Source organism: Burkholderia mayonis (genome assembly GCF_001523745.2).
Lineage (GTDB): Bacteria > Pseudomonadota > Gammaproteobacteria > Burkholderiales > Burkholderiaceae > Burkholderia > Burkholderia mayonis.
Genome location: NZ_CP013386.1, coordinates 1,935,386 through 1,955,093 on the forward strand (window position 1 = coordinate 1,935,386; position 19,708 = coordinate 1,955,093).

General features: G+C 56.5%; 12 protein-coding genes and 3 pseudogenes. All 15 read left to right on the top strand.

Features of this window, described 5'->3' with window-relative positions; all coding sequences use genetic code 11:
* Positions 1 to 357 precede the first annotated feature (357 nt).
* The 15 genes and pseudogenes from WS70_RS32800 to WS70_RS09610 all read left to right on the top strand — a co-directional run bounded on the left by WS70_RS32800 (position 358) and on the right by WS70_RS09610 (position 19,696).
* Positions 358 to 2,418, top strand: a complete 2,061-nt coding sequence (locus tag WS70_RS32800) for a carbohydrate-binding protein (RefSeq protein WP_082722282.1) — start codon at positions 358 to 360, stop codon at positions 2,416 to 2,418.
* A gap of 43 nt (positions 2,419 to 2,461) precedes the next feature.
* Positions 2,462 to 3,706 carry an ABC transporter ATP-binding protein gene (locus WS70_RS09555; protein ID WP_082722283.1) on the top strand — a complete coding sequence of 415 codons (1,245 nt, stop codon included), beginning with the start codon at positions 2,462 to 2,464 and terminating at the stop codon, positions 3,704 to 3,706.
* A 35-nt stretch (positions 3,707 to 3,741) separates the two neighbouring features.
* On the top strand, positions 3,742 to 4,980 hold the full coding sequence (locus WS70_RS09560) for an ABC transporter substrate-binding protein (protein ID WP_059597367.1): 1,239 nt from the start codon (positions 3,742 to 3,744) through the stop codon (positions 4,978 to 4,980).
* A 62-nt stretch (positions 4,981 to 5,042) separates the two neighbouring features.
* Positions 5,043 to 5,966 (top strand): carbohydrate ABC transporter permease, encoded by a 924-nt coding sequence (locus WS70_RS09565; RefSeq protein ID WP_162498961.1) that lies wholly within the window; start codon positions 5,043 to 5,045, stop codon positions 5,964 to 5,966.
* Positions 5,967 to 6,818, top strand: a complete 852-nt coding sequence (locus tag WS70_RS09570; RefSeq protein WP_059597368.1) for a carbohydrate ABC transporter permease — start codon at positions 5,967 to 5,969, stop codon at positions 6,816 to 6,818.
* A gap of 4 nt (positions 6,819 to 6,822) precedes the next feature.
* Positions 6,823 to 8,964, top strand: a complete 2,142-nt coding sequence (locus tag WS70_RS09575) for an alpha-galactosidase (protein WP_059597369.1) — start codon at positions 6,823 to 6,825, stop codon at positions 8,962 to 8,964.
* 239 nt (positions 8,965 to 9,203) lie between these two features.
* Positions 9,204 to 11,069, top strand: coding sequence for a hypothetical protein (locus WS70_RS09580; protein ID WP_082722285.1), 1,866 nt, complete (start codon positions 9,204 to 9,206; stop codon positions 11,067 to 11,069).
* A 134-nt stretch (positions 11,070 to 11,203) separates the two neighbouring features.
* Positions 11,204 to 11,521 (top strand): GntR family transcriptional regulator, encoded by a 318-nt coding sequence (locus WS70_RS09585; protein ID WP_082722286.1) that lies wholly within the window; start codon positions 11,204 to 11,206, stop codon positions 11,519 to 11,521.
* Positions 11,522 to 11,646: 125 nt separating this feature from the next.
* Entirely contained in the window at positions 11,647 to 12,678 is a 1,032-nt protein-coding gene (locus tag WS70_RS31450; RefSeq protein WP_159082878.1) for a hypothetical protein, read from the top strand.
* Between the two features lie 526 nt (positions 12,679 to 13,204).
* Positions 13,205 to 13,903, top strand: coding sequence for a response regulator transcription factor (locus WS70_RS09590; RefSeq protein ID WP_059597370.1), 699 nt, complete (start codon positions 13,205 to 13,207; stop codon positions 13,901 to 13,903).
* Between the two features lie 253 nt (positions 13,904 to 14,156).
* Positions 14,157 to 15,980 (top strand): annotated as a pseudogene (locus WS70_RS09595) (ESPR-type extended signal peptide-containing protein); the annotation flags it as partial.
* 102 nt (positions 15,981 to 16,082) lie between these two features.
* Positions 16,083 to 16,628, top strand: a pseudogene (locus tag WS70_RS33810) (YadA family autotransporter adhesin); the annotation flags it as partial.
* 72 nt (positions 16,629 to 16,700) lie between these two features.
* Positions 16,701 to 17,387 (top strand): OmpA family protein, encoded by a 687-nt coding sequence (locus WS70_RS09600; protein WP_059597372.1) that lies wholly within the window; start codon positions 16,701 to 16,703, stop codon positions 17,385 to 17,387.
* Position 17,388: 1 nt separating this feature from the next.
* Positions 17,389 to 18,789: pseudogene (locus WS70_RS09605) on the top strand (glycosyltransferase family 9 protein); the annotation flags it as partial.
* Positions 18,790 to 18,878: 89 nt separating this feature from the next.
* A protein-coding gene (locus WS70_RS09610; protein WP_108033922.1) for an IS5-like element IS402 family transposase occupies positions 18,879 to 19,696 on the top strand; the annotation gives its coding sequence in 2 pieces (ribosomal slippage) (positions 18,879 to 19,227 and positions 19,227 to 19,696; 819 coding nt in all).
* Positions 19,697 to 19,708: the final 12 nt, after the last annotated feature.

A 19,708-nucleotide genomic window follows, 5' to 3' on the forward strand; every position in this document is an offset into this window, starting at 1 on the left:
AAACACGACACACGTGAAAATCTGTTGCTCATTGGATTCAAGGCAAGCCGGTGAACAGCTCTTTCCATGATTTAATTGTCGGTGGGCGGAATAACGGCTACCCATGCGAATGAAGGCATAGGGCTAGGGTAGGTCATCGTCACAATGACTTCCAAACAATGGTCTGCAACACATCTTTTATGAACTACTCGTTCAGAAAGATTGAGATTCTTCTAATTTATTTGTACTACTAATATTTATGTTGTGATCAACTGTCATCGCTATTAATTGGTACGCTAACGCACCACAAAGTCCCGCGATAAGTCGCGATTGCCATTTAATTAGTAATGCATATAAATTTGAACAGGGGATTTACAAATGAGAGGAAACAATCGACCACGGGGGCCCGAGCCGTATCGCGGCCATGCGACCGTCCTCTGCGCAACTTTGGCTCTATGCTGGATCGAATTGGCACATGCCACTTGCCCGGCCAATTTCCAGACCCTGAAATTTAGCGATCCGGGTTTCGAACTGGCAGATGCTGTGGGTTACGCTTGTCCAAGCACATGGACTGTGACATCGGGGGCAGGATGCGCTTCGAACAACTCGCACACCGGTAGCCGAGCAGCGTTCCTGCCAGGGGCGGACGGCTATTCTGTTTCACAGGCAGTCACTGCTCCGGTAAGCGGATCATTTGACATCTCCGCATGGATTGCAGCGGCCAACGGAGCAGGCGGTACCTTTTCAGTCCAGGTGGCAGGCCAACCCGTTCAGACGATCACACTTCCCCCCGCCATCTCGACCACGAATTACATCAAGTACACCATCCCGCGTGTTTCAGTTTCCGCGAATAGCACGGTGACGGTCGCCTTCACGTCGTCGAGCGGGCGCCAGTGGATCAATATCGACGATATCGAGGTCGTGTCCTCGGCACCCAACGATCCGCAAATTTCCTCGGATAACGCGACCGTCGTCGCGATGTTCAACTGGGCGAAGACAAAGGCCAACTCCTGGGTACGCCAAGCCTGTACAACTGGCGTCACCAACCTGGATGAGAATAACAAGAGTGGCCAAGGCAGCGCGACATATGCTCTGTCTTACTGGGCTGGCTATCCATTCCGCTCCTACTACTACTCCCGCGACTTTGCGCACCAGTTCATTGGTGCGCACATGCTGGGACTCGACGCACAAAACAAGACAATGCTAACCGCGTTCGCGTCGACGGCAACTTCCTCGCGTCAATACTACCCTGCATGGGCGCTGAATTTCGACGGATCGATTGGGAAAACCGATTATTCGAGCGACACATCGTTTGTGCGGGAATTGCCTGCACCATTCGAACTTGTGCAGCGTGTCGCAGACGGATATCGTTGGACTGGGGACGCAGATTATGCATCAACGACCGGCTCGCTATACCCGTTCGTGCAGGGCACAGTCAGTACCTTCGTAGACGACCACTACGGGATACTCGCCGATGGGACGGCCAATGGGCAGCAAGTCAAGGTCGCGCAGGAAAGCGGCTCCGATATCTGGTCTGGCGTCGCGAGCTACAACGAGGGGGCGCCAGGAAATCCAGTCGAAGCGGCCGACGCGCTGTCCAGCCAATATCAGGCCTATCGCGCGATGCAACAGCTGGCAACGGCCGCCAGCGATAGCACGACGGCGAGTACCTATGCGAACAAAGCCGGCGACCTGAGAACCTATTACAACAATCCGTGGAGTGTCTATTCGTCCACCTCGAACGAGGTAGTACGCAGCTATGACGCGTCTGCGCAAAAATCCATCGCATGGGGCGGCGAGATGAGTTGGTTCCCTCCCATGAAAGGCATCATGGACCCGGGTACGCGTCGCAATCAATACATGACCTGGCTCAACACCACTGCGCTCAGTTCGACGCCGGCCAATCTCGAGGCCGTGACCTACCTTCCCGACGCTTTCTTCGCCGTCCACGATGGCACCACTGCATGGGCATGGATGCAATATGTCTACAACCACATCAACGACGTACACGGGGGCTATGGCAACAGCTTCATCAATGCAGACTACCCGGAAGTGTCATTCACGCTCGTCGGGCAGGCGATTGCCGGTCTCCTCGGCGTCGAACCAGATGCACCTAACACCAGGTTGACCACGATTTCGCAACTGCCGTCCAGCGGCATGACCTGGCTCCAGGTCTCGCACATCCCGATCGGGACCGGCAAGGTCACCGTCAGACATGACGGCACGACAAAAAGCACGCTCACCAATGAGAACTCCACCGGGGGATCGACCTACACGTGGCATGCGCGATTCTCTGGCACCTACGCCAAGATCACAGTCAATGGCGTATCCCAGACGGCGCAAACCGAGCAGCCGGAGGGCAGCAATGGCCCTACCTACACGTATGTAGACGTTACGGTCGCGCCACAGAGTACCGCGATTGTGCAGGCTTCGAATTGAGCATGCGTACGCGGTTAAACAACAGGGTTATACGGAGACTGGCATGGCAAGCGTAGTACTGAAAGGCGTGTCCAAAGGGTACGGAAACAGTCCGCCTATCGTTCGGAATGTCGATCTCGACATCGCCGAAGGCGAATTCTGTGTATTTCTTGGTGCATCGGGCTGCGGCAAATCCACCCTGCTGCGCATGATCGCTGGGCTCGAAGATGTCACGGAGGGAGACATCTATATTGGTCAACAGAGAATGAATCTCGTACCGCCCGCGCGCCGCGGCGTGGCGATGGTGTTCCAGAGCTATGCGCTCTTTCCTCACATGACCGTGTATGAAAACCTGTCCTTCGGACTGACGCTGTCCGGAACGCCCAAGGCAATGGTCCGAGAAAAGGTTCTCAACGTAGCGCACGCACTCCAGATCGAACATTTGCTGGATCGCAAGCCGCGAGCACTTTCCGGCGGCCAGCGACAACGCGTTGCGATCGGGCGCGCCATCGCCCGCGAGCCTGGTGTTTTTCTGTTCGATGAGCCGCTTTCCAATCTGGACGCAGCCTTGCGTGTGCAGACACGCCACGAGATCGCACGAATTCATCGCGAAATTGGCCACGCATCCACCATTTATGTCACCCACGATCAAGTGGAAGCCATGACCCTCGCAGATCGAGTGGTACTGCTTAACTCTGGCGAGACCGCTCGCCGGATGGGGAGCCTGGCGCAATCCGGACCGCCACTCGAGCTCTATTACCATCCACGAAGTCGCTTCGTTGCCGAATTCATTGGTTCTCCGAAGATGAATTTTATCGACGCCGAACTCATGGACGCTGGCGATCATCTGGCCCAAATGCGTCTGGCCAGCGGAGACGTGCTTTCTGCATGCATCGATGCGAGACACCTGAGTCCGGGTGCGTCACTCACGCTTGGCGTTCGTCCGGAAGATCTCATTCTCGGCACTCAGACGCAGCATTTCGTACGTGAAGTCATGTGGCAGGAGCGCCTGGGCGAAGCGACCTATGCCTACCTGAATGGCGGTGACGCGGGTTCGCAATGGATCGCCAAACTGCCTGGTGCGACAAACGTCAGCGCTGGCCAGCGCCTTCCGCTTTCCGTGCCTCCCGACAAACTGCATGCGTTCGATATCGACGGCAATGCACTGCGACGCTGCCTCGCTCCGCACCCGCCGACAACTACCGTGCCATTCATCGAAGGCGATTTCGTCGATCGAGCCGGTAGCTCAAGGGTCGCTCGAATGCACGCAGATGGACATTACGACATGTACGGACGCCATTACCAGTAATACTGGCGCCACAAAAAATCAATGAGGAGAATCATATGGAGACGCGAAGGAAACTACTGAAAATTGCATTATTGCCATTGATCGTAATAACTGCGCTGAACGCCAATGCCGCGACCCTTGTCATCAATACAGACACATCCGATCAGGCGGTAAAAGCGGCCTTCGATGCGGCCGTGAACGATTTCAAGGCCGAGAATCCCGACATACAGGTCAAGGTAAACCGCTTCGACCACGATGCCTATAAGACAGCAATCCGGAACTTCCTGACTGCCGACGCGCCCGACGTGGTGAACTGGTACCCAGGTCACAAGATGGAACCGTTCGTACGGGCAGGGCTCTTTGAAGACGTGTCCGATATTTGGACAAAATATACCCTCGATGCCAAACTTAAATCCGCCGCCCCCGCAATGATGCTGAACGGAAAAAAATGGGGTATCCCTTACACGTATTATCAGTGGGGCATCTACTACCGAAAAGATATTTTTTCGAAAGTTGGCATCGAGCCACCTAGCACCTGGCAGGAATTGCTCGACGCATGTGCAAAGCTCAAGGCAAACGGCGTCACGCCGTTCGTCATCGGGACCAAGGAACCGTGGCCGAATCTTGCGTGGTTCGACTACCTCGACCTGCGTGTAAACGGATTTGTATTCCACATGGCCCTGACAGGCGGCAAGGTCCCCTTCAAGGATCCGCGTGTGCGAGCGGTGTTCGATCGTTGGGATCAGTTGACGAAGCCCGGCTACTTCCTGGCCAATCACGCGTCGTACACATGGCAGGAAGCTTCGGCGTTGCTGGCCCAGGGCAAGGGTGCGATGTACCTGATGGGCAATTTCGTAGTGGCGCCCATGAAGCAAGCAGGCCTTGACGCCGATAAGCTGGGATTCATGCCGTTTCCCGTCATCGATCCATCGATCCCTCGTGCGGAGGAAGCGCCGATCGAGTCGATCCACATCCCGGCAAACGCGAAAAACAAGGCTGATGCACGCCGCTTCCTCGCCTACATGACACGAGCGGATGTGCAAGCCAAGTACGGCGAGCGAACCGAGGAACTGCCGGTCAATCAGGATGCGCCGCCACCGAGTGACCCCTATCTGAAGGCGGGTGCGGCACTGCTCGCGAAGGCACAGGGACTCTCCCAATTTTTCGATCGAGACTCTTCCCCGGAGTTGACCCAGGCCGCCATGGATGCATTCGAGCGGTACATGTTGAAACCCGACACACGCGACGCCGCACTTGATCGTCTTGAGCAAGTACGTCAGCGCGCTTACAAGTAAGCACCGAATCACTCGCGCCCGGGGCGGGCGCGATACTGCGCCCATCCGGCATTGGAGGTCACGTGCGATTCACTGCCACGTCTATCGAACGCTCGTCCATGACATTCTGGGAACGTCACCAGCGCACGATCGCGCCATGGCTCTTTCTTGCACCCGCGCTTGCGCTATTTTCCGTGTACGTCGTGGCTCCCATCATTCGTTCAATCGGGTTCGGCTTTTACTCGTGGGATGGCTTGAGCGCGCCGCGTTTCATCGGCCTCGAAAACTATTTCGAGCTCTACGGTGATCCGAACTTCTGGATCGCTGTCAAGAACAATTTTATCTGGCTGGCATGCTTTCTCCTTGCCGTGCCGGCCGGCCTTTTCTTCGCACTTTTCCTGAATCAAAACGTCTTCGGCATGCGGGCCATCAAATCGCTCTTTTTCTTCCCCTTCGTCATTTCACAGGCCGTGGTCGGACTCGTGTTCGGCTGGTTCTATGAGCCATCCAATGGCCTTCTGTTTCACGCGCTGCATTGGTTCGGCGTCACGCCCGTAGCCGTGCTCTCCGATGAACGATACGTTACCTACGGAATCGTTGCCGCTGGGCTCTATCCGCAGATCTCGTATTGCATGATTCTTTACCTGACCGGACTCTCGAACGTCCGCGCCGATCTGATCGAAGCGGCCCGTCTCGAAGGCGCGCACGGCTGGCGAATGCTGTGGTCCGTCATCCTGCCGCAACTGCGCTCGGCGACGTTCGTCGCGATAGTCATTACGGTCGTCGGTGCGCTACGCAGCTTCGATATGGTGTCGATCATGACCCAGGGCGGTCCTTACGGATCGTCGCGGGTCCTTGCCTATTACATGTACGAGCAAGCACTTGGCGATTACGGCTACCGAGTCGGATACGGCTCAGCCATCGCGACGATCTTGTTTCTGATCATGCTGATCTACATCGGCTTCGTGCTCGCTCGCGTCTACAAGCAGGAAAGGGAGTTCGTCTGAATGTTTCCCACACCGATTGCACAGGCCAGTCGCCCCACTCAGTGCCTCTACCGGGTAGCGGTTACGGTTGCGCTCGTCATCTGGCTCTTGCCGCTGCTGGGGATCGCGTTGACGTCAATCCGTGGCCCCGCCGACATTTTTTCCGGAAATTACTGGGGGTGGCCGACCCAATGGCAGATCGTCGAGAACTATCGCGAAATTTTTTCAGACACGCCTCTCGCGCATTATCTCGTCAACACTTGCCTGATCACCATCCCGTCGGTAATCGGCGCCGTGGCACTGAGTTGCATGGCCGGCTTTGCGCTCGGCGTATACCGATTCAGGCTCAACCTGCCGGTCTTCTTCCTCTTCCTGGCGGGCAACTTCGTGCCGTTTCAGATCCTGATGATTCCCGTACGTCTCATGAGTCTTCGGCTCGGACTCTATAACTCGGTGTCCGGCCTCGTGTTGTTTCATATCGCGTTCAACACGGGCTTCTGTACGTTTTTCATGCGCAATTTCATCCTCGAACTGCCACGCGAGCTGATCGAGGCCGCGCGTATGGATGGCGCCAGCGAATTCCAGGTTTTCTACAAGGTCGTATTGCCGCTTGTGCGGCCGGCAATGGCTGCGATTTCCGTCCTTGTTTTTACCTTCGTGTGGAACGACTACTTCTGGGCCACCGTACTCGTGCAAGGCGATCACGCCATGCCCGTCACGGCAGGACTGAAAACACTGAGCGGTATTTGGGTCGCGCAATGGCATCTCGTCGCGGCAGGTTCGCTCGTCGCGGCTCTCCCGCCCGTGCTCATTTTCTTCCTCAGGCAACGACACTTTATCGCAGGTCTCACGATGGGGGCCACCAAGGGCTAGACGTATGTTCAACACAAAACTTATCCAACTGAATGGCTCAAATCTGTGTATCGCGCTGGAGAAATCGGCCGATACGCCGCCTCTATGGCGCCATTTCGGCACGAAACTGGAACCGCACGCCATCACCTGGCGTGCGGATGACGCGCGCCCCCATCCGCCGACGATACTCGACGGCGACCCGCCATTCACGGCGTTTTCGACGCACGGATTCGGCTGGTTCCATCAACCGGCACTCGTCGGAAGTCGGCCCGGCGAAGTTGGCGACATCGACTGGGCTCAGAACTTCCACCTCGACGAGTTGAGTGTCGACAACCACTCGATAACGATGAAGCTGAGCGATGAGCAGGCCGAGCTGGGCGCAATCCTCAATTACACGATCGATCCCGCATCCGACGTCGTGACGATGTGGGCCGAATTGGAGAACCGCGGCGCAACCCCATTCCGTGTCGATTGGCTAGCCGCCGCCGCGGTGCCGCTGCCGCCAGACGCGGATCGGGTCCTGGGTTTCTCTGGCCGCTGGACACTGGAATTCCTGGAAAAGCGCGAAATGCTGGGTTCCGCAACGTGGAGACGCGACAACCGGCGCGGTCGCACTTCTCACGACTCGTTTCCGGGAGTCATGGTCGGCTCATCGCTGGCGGACGATGCGGGCGCCGTATACGGCGCGCATCTCGGATGGAGCGGAAACCACACCATCATTATCGAACCGATGACCGACGGTCGCCGGCAGCTGCAATTGGGAGAGTGGCTGGCACCGGGCGAAGTCGTGCTTGCCCCGGACCAGCGCTATCGCACCCCATGCGCCTTCCTTTCATACAGTGAGCACGGCCTGAATGGCTTAAGTGCGCAGTTCCACCGTTTCGTTCGGGCGAATGTGCTGCGCTGGCCACGGCAACACATGCAGCCTCGACCTGTCATCCTTAATACGTGGGAAGCCACGTACTGCGACCATGATCTCGAGGGGCTCAAGGAACTGGCGAGTGCGGGAGCACAGATCGGTATCGAGCGATTCGTCCTCGACGATGGCTGGTTCCATCGACGCGACAGCGATCGCGCGGGACTGGGCGATTGGTGGCCCGATGCGAACAAGTATCCTCAAGGGCTCACGCCACTCATCCATCACGTTCGAGGTCTGGGCATGGAGTTCGGCCTATGGATCGAACCTGAAATGGTCAATCAGGATAGCGAATTGTATCGCGCTCGACCGGACTGGATTCTCCAGCTCGACGGTCGACCACTCGTGACAGGACGTAATCAGCTCGTACTGGACCTCACGGAACCGGATGTGCCCGAATATATCTTCAAGCATATCAGCGCCTTGCTGCGCGAGCATTCGATCTCCTATCTCAAGTGGGACATGAACCGCGATCTCGCCACGGCAGGCCATCGCGGCATTCCCGCATACAGGCGTCAGACCCATGCGTTCTATGCGTTGCTCGACCGGTTACGCACTGCGTTCCCTTCCGTGGAAATCGAGAGTTGCGCCTCTGGCGGCGGACGTGCCGATTACGGCGTGCTGGCTCGCATGCACCGCGTCTGGGCGAGCGATTGCAATGACGCACTCACGCGCATCGGTATTCAACGCGGCTTTCTGCGTTTCTTCCCTCCCGAGCTCATGGGGGCGCATATCGGAGCCGACTGCTCCCACACGACCGGCCGTCGGCACACTCTTGCCTTCAGGGCTGCAGTCGCGCTCTTCGGTCATCTTGGCGTGGAGATCGACCCACGAGCAGCACCTGCCGACGAGATTAAAGCCCTCATGCGCTGGATCGCCATATACAAGGAATGGCGGCCGGTCTTACATGCTGGAACCCTCCATCAGGGGCATGTCGGAGAGGCGCTCTCCTGGACTCAGGTCGTCGCCGAAGACGGAAATGCATCACTTCTGGCGGTCTATCGACTATGCGAGGACGACGCGCGATACGCCACGCCGCTAAAGATCAACGGATTGAGGCGCGACATCGCCTATCGAATGCAGATGCTCTATGCCCCTGTCGCGCCACATTTCGTGAAACCGACGGATATGTTCACGACGATGCAGAACGAAGGCGTCGTGATCTCGGGCGCAAGCCTGCTGGACTTCGGTATGCCACTTCCACCCATGCCGCCTGAATCCGCTGTCGTGATTTCTATAACGTCGGCCTAGGGGGGGAGGCGTAGCAAGCGGACACATTGTGACGCTGCATGAATGCGCAACTCACGCATCAAGGACAAGATCGTTCCACCTTTGATTGTGCGGCACCTCGTGGATATGGATTTTACTGAGTTTCACTTGCTCACGTTTTGATGATTATAAAAATAATTTAGCACTACGACGTATTTACTTTTTATGATCACCTTGACCTGAGCACGGCTGCTCCACCCTTAACTTCAAGGAGTCGAAACATGAATGCCAATTCCAAAATAGGCCAGCGCTTCACGCCTTCCATGAGCAATTTAAGCACAGTAAAAACGATTAATTCGTGGAATAAATCCATGGCTCGATTTAAACCAAACACATTGATCGTGGCCATGTTCCTCAGTGGTTTACTTTTCGGCTTCCAGGGTGAGGCGATCGCAGAATTGACAGCAACTTCCAGCGAACCAACACCGGCATCCGATCAGGGAACCTTGGCGAGCGGCTTTAATGCTGCAGTCGCCGAGGCTCGTACGCTGGACTTCACTCCAACGAACTATTCGACACTGTATAACGCAAACATACAAAGTTGGAAAAACGACAAATTGACGGATAACACAACGTTCGCATGCCCGAATCCGAGCACCAATCCTACGCTCTCACCCGGATATCTTGCAGGCCTCTGGGATCGATGTGCTTACTACTCAAGGGATTATGTCCATCACGCTACCGGCGCGTATTATCTCGGCTACTACGAGCAGAACTATACAATGGCCGATAAGTTCGCCACGACGTACCACGTAAATGGCGGCGTCAACGCGCCTTATTGGGCAATCAGCGTTATGGGGCTTCCGTACGAGCAGGGTGACGAATTGCCAGCCCCGTTTGAGCTCGGTGAAAATATTGCAAAAATGTATCGACTTACGGCCGACAGTCGATATCTTGGGCAGGACTTTAAGAACTACATTTCACAAATGACAAGTTACGTCAATGCAACCAGTACTGTGGGCAATACGAGTGGAACGTCTCTCAATCCGGATGGATTTCGGATGGCTCGAACGCAGAATGGCGAGACGGCATCCTACAACGAGAAATTATATGATAATACCGGGTCATCTAATGGCCAATTATACGCAAATAAGACACTTCTTTTAGGGGGGGATTTGGCCGCGAGCCAGATTGCGTACTATCGAGCCATTTCAAATTATCCTGACCTCGCAACGCAATACTCCCCGGGAAACTATAGCAATCTGCTGAAAAATTTTAACTCTAATTGGTATTCGTCAAGCGCGAACCATTTTTACGTTGGTCTCGTCGGAGATTCTGGCACATATTACTCAAGCAATTCAACCCCAAACTATTCAAGCCTGACTTACGCTGATTTGTATATCAGAGAACCCAACATAATTCCCCTGTACAAGGGCGTCATTACGGATCCCGCAAAAATTCAAAGCCAGGCAAATTACATTGACACCAAGGAAGAGTTAAATTATGCCAACAGCAATTATAACCTCGGGTATCCTGGTATCGAGTATCATACCTATATGCCAAGTTCCTTCTATAATGCCAATATGCCCGATAAGGCATGGAAATGGTTGACGAGATTGGCAAAGTGGCAAGTTAACAATAATACCGGCGCGTATCCGGAGGTCTCTTTTGCAATGATCTCCGATACAATTACGAAGGTTCTTGGGCTGGACTACGATGCACCGAACAGCGTGCTTTCTACGCTCAGCGGTCTTCCGTCTACGTTTGCAGCCGGGAATTACGTTAAGGTGAGCAATATTCCGATTTACAACAAAGCGAAGAATGCCACCATAAACGTTAACGTTACTCAAAAAGTTAATGCTGGCGGTTCGATTGAGACTGATCTTGGATTTGCTACAGATCTTACTACCGTGGCATGGAATCAAGGATTCCATTGGGTGCCGAAATTTAACAACTCCGGCACAAATACTCACTGTACCGTGACCACTACGTATACCAACGGATCAACAGGTGCGTCCACTTGGAATCTGGTGACAGATCCGACGACTAATATTTCTTCCTGCTTGGATAGTAACAAGCAGGGTGTCTGGGTCTACACAGGCCAGGGAGCGAACGTTACGTCCGTAGCAGCTTCTCTTGCCCCTTAATCCCTCTGGGTTGATCGATAAACTAATGATAAATGAGGCCGACGCGCGAAGGACTAATGTCGCGTGTTGGCTTTGTCGACCTGTGAATTGTCACTGAAACTCTAGCGTCGTGAACGAGCGAATATTGAGCACCTATGCGAGCTTATTTTGTCGACTCACCATTTCGTTATGGACGATCGCCGACTATCGCGCCGTCGGTCCAGTGGCACCCTGATTTCGCGCGCATCCGCGAACATGTTTCGAACGATATCGCCGACCAAATCGAGGAGGCTATTCTGTCGGGTCAGTTCAAACCCGGAGAAAAGCTTCCAACTCAGCGAGCGATCGCGGATTTTTTAGGGTTCCATTTGAACACGGTTTATGCAGCATACAAGGAGCTCGCTCGCCGTGGCTTCACCAAGGGATTCGCTCGTCGCGGGACGTTCGTCATTGACAATGGGGTTCGCAGTTGAAGCGATGTCAAGTTGAGCGGTCAGGCGATCAATTGGAGGCATGATTGCCTCGGCCGTTTCACCTCAAAATCTCACAAGACCATCCGAACGAGCGCGGCAACCTCTACATCAACATGGAGATTAACATGAAGCGTAAGACTAGCGCAGTATTTTTCCTGGGTTGCATGACTTTGATTGGAGGAACGGCCCGGGGGGTCGGAGTCGCGAGCATCAACTTTCGCACAACTGCTACAACTGATATTACCGCGTCGCTGGTAGCGAGCGGACTAAATTCTGTGGGATCCGATTGGTATCCAAATATGACCATCAATGGAGCGACTTGTCTGCAAGATGGCGACATGTTGAAATTGAGATGCGGCAGCATTGAAGTTCAGGCATATACGAATTCTAGTGACACAGACAATGCCGAATTCAGATTTTACAATCTCTCCCCTGGGACGTCATATAATATTTCGCTACGTGCAAGCAGTTGGTCTGGAGGTGGGCAAGGTAGCGGATCGACAACATTCCAAACGCGCTACGGCTACTCCCAAATAGATAGGGCTGCTTGGAGCGGCAAGGAATTGGATGCGTCACGGCACGAGACAAATTGCGGCAACGTTGGCCAGCTAAATTGCTGGCAGTGGGATGATCAGGTTCGAGATAATCTCGTTATGGATTCTACTCAACTCGATTGGACTTCAACCATTCGAGATGGCGGACAATTCCCGGAAGATGGCAGGTATATTTTTGTGTACAGGACGATCGATAATACTCTTGTTCTTAGAAAATATGATCGCGCCCACAATGACGAAAATCAGTCTTGTTTGGCTTATAGCAAATATAGATTTAAGCCGAATTTGAATAGCGATGGCTCATATAAGCACGTTCGCCATAGCCAGCTAAATGGTGGGTGGAGCCCTGTGTGGTGTGCCGGAGAAATGACCGTGAAATTTGGACAACTCTGGAGATTAAATAATGCATCCGGCCACTATCAACCACCTCAGACGTGTCTTGCGTACGTCGAAGACACACTTAGAACATTCCAGTATTCATTTGCTCCTGATTATGTGAGTGGAAATTATTCGACGGTTTCGACGGCAGAGTCGAACTGCGACACCGTTCCGGATCCGCTGCCTAGCCAGGACGATAGGGACGAAGTTCCTGGCATGCCCTAATCTGTAGCTGTCAAACGAAGTAAAGTTGGTGCAAATTTCCACTAAAGTCGAGAATTTTTCGATTCGACAACGCAATCCGATGGAATAATCCTTATGTGACAATGGTTTTCGACCGATTGACGTAAAGATGAAACCCTTTTTTGGAAACCGATGTCGCATCTGAACATTTGACGGAGCGCCTATCGCCAGGTCACGAGCCGCAGCACTTCTTGTACTTCTTAGGGTAATCGTACCTTTCGCGAAATTTCTGGCGGCTCGGTTATGAAAATCGTAATCAATCAATGCGTTGGCGGCCTTCGCGATCGCAGCAGGCACGCAAACCGCAGAGCCTTGGCAGAAGCGGTTCTGCGCTTGGCCACCGCCATCTTTCGCACGAAAGGCACGATTACCCCAAGGAGGCGCCCGTCAAGCTGTCCCAAATGATGGGATTGCCCTCTGGGAAAATTGGTATTCGACGGGGTGCGGATCATGTACGGCGTGGATGTTCGCGCGCGTACAGCTATATCGGTAGTAGTCGAGGCGGACAGTGATTATTTATTTGATTGAGGACGACGAGGATCAGGCGCGGTATTTCCAAGCCATGCTGGAACGGGCCATGTGGGCCGTGCAGGTGTTTCCGGATGGCACGCGCGCGTTGAGAGCGATTCAGCGTACTGCACCGGACGTCATCGTGCTCGATCTCCGACTGCCGGATATCGACGGATTTCAGATCATTGCATGGGTACGCGAGCACTACGCAGCACTGCCTGTGCTTGTCCTCACAAGCGCCACGCTCGAGTCGGATCTCGTTGAAGCGCTGGAGGCGGGGGCAGACGACTTCCTCGTCAAGCCGCCGCGCGAGCGAGAGCTCGTGGCGCGGATCAAGGCGCTCCACCGCAGAACCATCGAATTCAGGGATAGCTTGACCTCGATCACGTTTGGGGCATACCGGATCGAGACCATGGAGCGCGCGATTTATCTCGATAACGGAAGGGTTTCGCTATCTCCAAAGGAGTACGAGATTGTTGAGTTGCTTGTGCGGAACGTAGGGCAAGTCGTATCGCGCGAAACCATGATCGGTCGTGTGTGGGGGCGCGCGGTCGGGGACGAGAGTTCCCGCACGCTGGACACGCATATCTATCGAATTCGGCAGAAGCTCAACCTGTCGCGGCGCAATGGCGCGCTGCTCCGCTCGGTCTACACGCACGGATACAGGCTGGATGAGGTGGGTTGCACGGCGGAATAAAAAGCATGATCGTGATTTTTCCTGGGTGATTGGATAGGGGGATTCTGAATTTTGTCCTCGATAACAGGCGCCGATATAGCGTACAAATTCGCGCAAACGTTTCACATCGTTTTTGATCCGCATTAGCCGATTGAATAATTTAATTTTCAATATTTAAAGAATTTGTATAGAAAAGTTCATATTTGATATGGTCTCAGGCAAATAAATTCCTCGCTGCAATCGGATGTTTTTGAATCGACTTGGTGAGGATGGAATGAACAAGACATATCGGGTGAGGTGGAGCGAATCGCGGGGCGAGTGGGTTGTGGCGCCGGAGACTGCATCTGCAGCGGGGAAGGGGCGGTCGCTGAAGTCCGCACGGAGAGCGCGTGTCATTACGCGCGCGAATGCACTTGCATTTGCGCTCGGTGTCGCAGCGTGCGGCGCGGCATACGGGCAGGCGTCGGGCTTCTCCGGGATTCCGGACACGAATGGCGGAAAGGTCGGAGCGGGTATTCCGACGGGCAATACGACGACTGAGTTCATTGCCATCGGCAATGGCGCAGGACAGAACGTTAGCGCTCCAGCGGATGCGAACAACAAAGGTCCCGGCGACGACTATGCAATTGGCACGTCCGCAGGTAACAACGTGACCGGACACTACAATCTGGCGTTCGGTTACCAAACGGGCAGCAACGTGACCGGCACGAGCAATAACGCGATCGGTGCGCAGGCTGGCCAGAATGTCAGCGGCCTGGCCAATCTCGCGATCGGTAACATGACCGGCAACGCCGTGAGAGGTACTCGCAATATCGCGTTCGGTGATTTTGCCGGAACGAACGTGACGGGCGACGAAAACCAGGCAAGCGGCAATATGGCCGGCTACAACGTGACCGGCTCGGACAATCAGGCGAGCGGATATCACGCAGGCTTCAACGTCGTCGGCCAGCGCAATCTCTCGCAGGGCCTTCTGGCGGGCAATGGCGTCTCCGGCGTCGACAACCAGGCCGCGGGGGAGAGCGCAGGGAGTAACGTGACCGGCAGCTTCAACCTGTCGAGCGGCTTCCAGGCCGGCAACAGCGTATCGGGCGACGGCAATCAGGCAAGCGGCTTCAAGGCTGGCCAAAACGTCAGCGGCGCGAACAATCTCGCGTTCGGAAGCACGGATCCGGGCGCCACGACGGTTGGTACCGGCAGCGACGTGACAGGGAACAACAACCAGGCCATGGGACATCAGGCCGGACAAAAGGTGTCGGGCGACAACAACATTGCGTTCGGTACTTTGGCTGGCAACAACGTGACCGCAGGCAACACGATCAGCATCGGTATGGCGGCGGCGGCAACCGCAAATGATGCGATTGCGGTCGGCACAAGCGCCATAGCCAATTCGGCCAGCGCTGTCGCGATCGGCAATCTGGCCACGGCAACCGGTGGCCAGGCCGTGTCGATCGGCGCCGCAAACACGGCAAGCGGAAACGGCGCCGTCGCGATCGGCGATCCGAACGTTGCAACGGGTACCGGTGCCGTAGCCCTTGGCGCAAATAACACCGCCAACGGCCAGGGCGCCGTCGGCCTCGGCAATCAGAACTCGGCGACCGGCCAGGGTTCGGTCGCGATTGGCAACACGTCGGTTGCATCCGGCACAGGCTCGCTCGCATTTGGCGATACGGCGAGCGCATCTTCGAACGGCGGCGTCGCACTCGGTAGCAGCACGGTTGCCAACCGCTCCGGCATGAACGGAGCAAAGGAACTGTTCTCGAACATGGTGGTGGGTTCGACCGTCGGTGCCGTGTCGGTCGGCGCACCTGGGGCAGAGCGCCAGATCACGAACGTCGCGGGTGGCACGCAGGACACCGACGCGGTCAACGTCCGCCAGCTCAAGTGGGTGCACGACAACGCCGTCAATTACGACATCAACCCGGATGGCTCGATCAATTACACCAGCGTTACGCTGAATCCGACCGGGCTGCCGGTCGGCATCCACAATCTCGCGCCGGGCGTTATCGGGCCGAACAGCCTCGACGCGGTCAACGGTAGTCAGTTGTTTACGCTGAAAAACGATTTGACCAACTCGATCGACCAGGTGCAGAAAAATCTGGACCAGACGAACCAGACACTCAACCAGACGAATCAAACGCTCAACCAGACGAACCAGACTGTTCAGCAGATTCAGTCGACCCCGACGTCGACAGGGGGCGGCGACAAGTGGGTGACCGGCAATCCGACGACCTATATCGCGCCGTCTGCAACCGGCGTCGATTCGACTGCGATCGGTTCGGGTGCCCGGTCGAGCGGTCGCAACAGCGTCGCACTCGGCAACGGATCGACCGACGGCGGCCAGGATAACGTGGTGTCGATCGGTTCCACAGGCAACGAGCGCCGCATCGTCAACGTCGCCAAGGGGGTGAACGGAACCGATGGTGTCAACGTGTCGCAGTTGAACGATGCGATCAATCAGTCGACCGACAATTTCAACCAGCAGCTCGGCGGAATCAGGCAGGACGTCAACAACGTTGCGCGTGCCGCGTACGGCGGCATCGCCGCGGCGACCGCGCTGACGATGATTCCCGAGGTCGACAAGGACAAGACGATCGCTGTGGGTGTCGGCGGCGGCACGTATCGTGGATATCAGGCGGTCGCGCTCGGTGCGACGGCGCGCATTACCGAGAACATCAAGTTCCGCGCCGGCGTCGGCATGAGCGGCGCGGGCACGACGGCCGGCGTCGGTGCTTCGATGCAGTGGTAATCGACGTTCAATCGACAGCGGGCGCATCGTTATCGATGCGCCGTACCGCGACAAAAACACGGGATAAAAGTCATGTACAAAGCGATTTTTCTCGGCGTCTCGGCAGCATTTCTGCTCGGCGCCTGCACCAGTGCAACGGGACCACGATTCAACGCTTATGTTGTCTCGGACAGCGCCGGCGCGAAATCCTACAAGGTCGAATGCCACGGCCTCTTCGAAGGCGCGGGCGTGTGCCGCGACAAGGCACAGGAAATCTGCGGCGATCAGAAGGTGCACGTGCTGAAAGGCGTCGGACCGCTCGCCCACGACGACGATGTCCGGACGCTGGTATTCCAGTGCGGCGAACCCGAGCAGCCGGCTGCGGCCACGACGTCGTCTGCACCGATCCGCCTCAGTGCCGATACATTGTTCGCATTCGATCGCTCGGACCAAGCGTCGATGACCGAGGAGGGCAGGCAACAGCTGTCGCAGCTCGCGCTGAGCTTGAACGAGCAGCATGGGCGTTCGGTGACGATCGTCGGTTATACCGACCGCCTCGGCGGTAGTGACTACAACCAGCGATTGTCCGAAGCGCGCGCGAAGACGGTCGGTGACTATCTGATTGTTGCGGGCTTGCCTGCGAGCGATGTCCATACCGAAGGGCGTGGAGCGAACGATCCGCTCGTGGAGTGCCGGCAAGGCGACCGCAAGGCACTGATCGCCTGTCTGGCGCCAAATCGTCGTGTCGAAGTTTCCGTAACCGGATCAGGCGGAGCGTGACATGGCACAGGCGCTCGACGCTGACGGCTGGATCTTGCGCGCCGAACAATTGCTCAATGCCGGCCGTCCGGACGAGGCCGGATTATTTGCCGCGGAGGCGCTCGCACTTGCGCCAGAAGACGCGCGAGCGTCGAAGGTCTTCGGCATCGCCGCATGCATGCGCGGCGATTATTCAGCGGGGCTTTTGTATCTTGAACGTGCGCGCATGCGGATGCCGGAAGACGCGAATCTGCATTACAACCTTGCGGTCGCGCTCGAACGAACGGGATCACACGAGCGCGCTGCGCTGAGTTACCGGAACTGCTTGCGTTTGCAGCCCGATCATGCGGGCGCTTTGTGGAACCATGGCGAATACCTGCGATTGAACGATCACTTCGAAGAGGCGGCGTGCTGTTTCGAAGCGCTCGAGACGGCGGGGCATCAATACCCGTCGATGCATCACCGGATGGCCGTCGTCTACGCGCATTTGCGGCGGCCCGCCGATGCAGCGCGGCATTTCGATCTTGCAATGAAGGAGAGCGACGATACGCGGCTTACGCAGTGGGAGCGTGCGCATTTCCTGTTGGGAACGAAGGACTTCACGCAAGGTTGGCAGGACTACGGCGTGCGTTTCGAAATCGATCATCTGATCAACGTATCGTGTCATCCCTTTTCGATGCCGCTTTGGCGTGGAGAATCGCTCGTCGGCAAGACCGTTCTGGTGCATGGCGAGCAAGGACTCGGTGACGAGATCATGTTTGCTTCGATGATCCCGGAACTTGCTCGGCAGGCGCGTCGCGTCGTGCTCGCCTGCTCATCGTCTCTCGTGACATTGTTCCAAGGTGCGTTTCCATCCGTCACCGTGCGCGCGCATCGAGTCGGGGTAGCGCCCGCACTGATCGACGACCTCGGGCCGATCGACTATCAGTCGCCGATTGGCAGCCTGGCTCGCTGGTTGCGTCCGAGTGCTGCATCGTTCGGAGCGGGCGAATCGTACCTGCGGGTGAATTCAGAGAGGGTTGCGTGGTTCGGCGGGCAACTTCGCGCACTCGCTCCGCGATCGCGTCATGCGTTGAAAGTCGGTGTGACATGGGGATCGAATCCGGCGAAATCGGTGCCGTCCGCTGCTCGCCGCGCAATGCGCAAGAGCATCCCGTTGCCGTTGCTCGAACCCCTCGCGCAATGCCCAGACATTCAGTTCGTGAGCCTGCAGAATGCCGAACTGGGTGACCAGGGCGCGACCGCGCCGCGTCTCGACCTGATCGACTTCAGCCACGCGTTGAAGGATTTCTCCGACACCGCGGCGCTCTGCGCGAACCTCGATGCTGTCGTGACGGTCGATACGTCGATCGCCCACCTTTCCGCCGCCCTCGGGAAGCCCACCTATGTATTGCTGATGCGTCATTGCGACTGGCGGTTCGGTTAGAGACGGTTTCAAAAAGGCCCGGTGGGGCTGTTAACTTTCGCGGCGAGCTGTTAACCTCAGGCATCGGAACAACCGAGACCGAGGAGATGGCCAAGCCGATCATCGACGACGAACTGTGGATATTGATCGAGCCGTTATTGCCGCCACCCAAGCCGCGGCGCGAGAAGAACCCAGGCCGCCTGCCTGTTTCGAATCGCGCCGCGCTGACCGGCATCCTGTTCGTTCTCAAGACGGGACTGCGCTGGCGCGACCTGCCCGCCGAGATGGGCTGCGGCTCGGGCGTGACTTGCTGGCGACGGCTACGCGATTGGCAGGCTGCGGGCGTATGGGATCGCCTGCACGAATTGCTGCTCGCGAAGCTGCGAGCAGCAGACCAAATCGATTTCTCGCGAGCCGCAGTCGATTCCTCATCGATTCGCGCCGTTGGGGCGGGCCAAAAACTGGGCCAAACCCCACCGATCGCGCGCGACCCGGTTCCAAGCACCACATCGTCACCGACGCCAATGGCACGCCGCTGGCGGCGATCCTGACCGGCGCGAACGTTCACGATGTCACGCAGCTGCTGCCGCTGATCGATGCGATTCCGCCAATTCGTGGATTGCGCGGCCACCCACTGCAGAGACCGCGCGTGGTCTACGCCGATCGCGGTTACGACTCTGAGCGGCATCGACGAGCGTTGCGCGATCGCGGTATCGAGCCGGTTATCGCCAAGCGCCGCACCGAACATGGCAGCGGCCTTGGAAAATATCGCTGGGTCGTTGAACGCACGCATGCCTGGCTGCATCACTTCCGTCGTCTCCGCATTCGTTTCGAGCGCCGTGCAGACATTCACGGCGCGTTCCTCAAACTCGGTTGCTGCCTGATCTGCTGGAATACCCTTCGGCGGGCCGACCAGTCTTTATGAAACCGTCTCTTA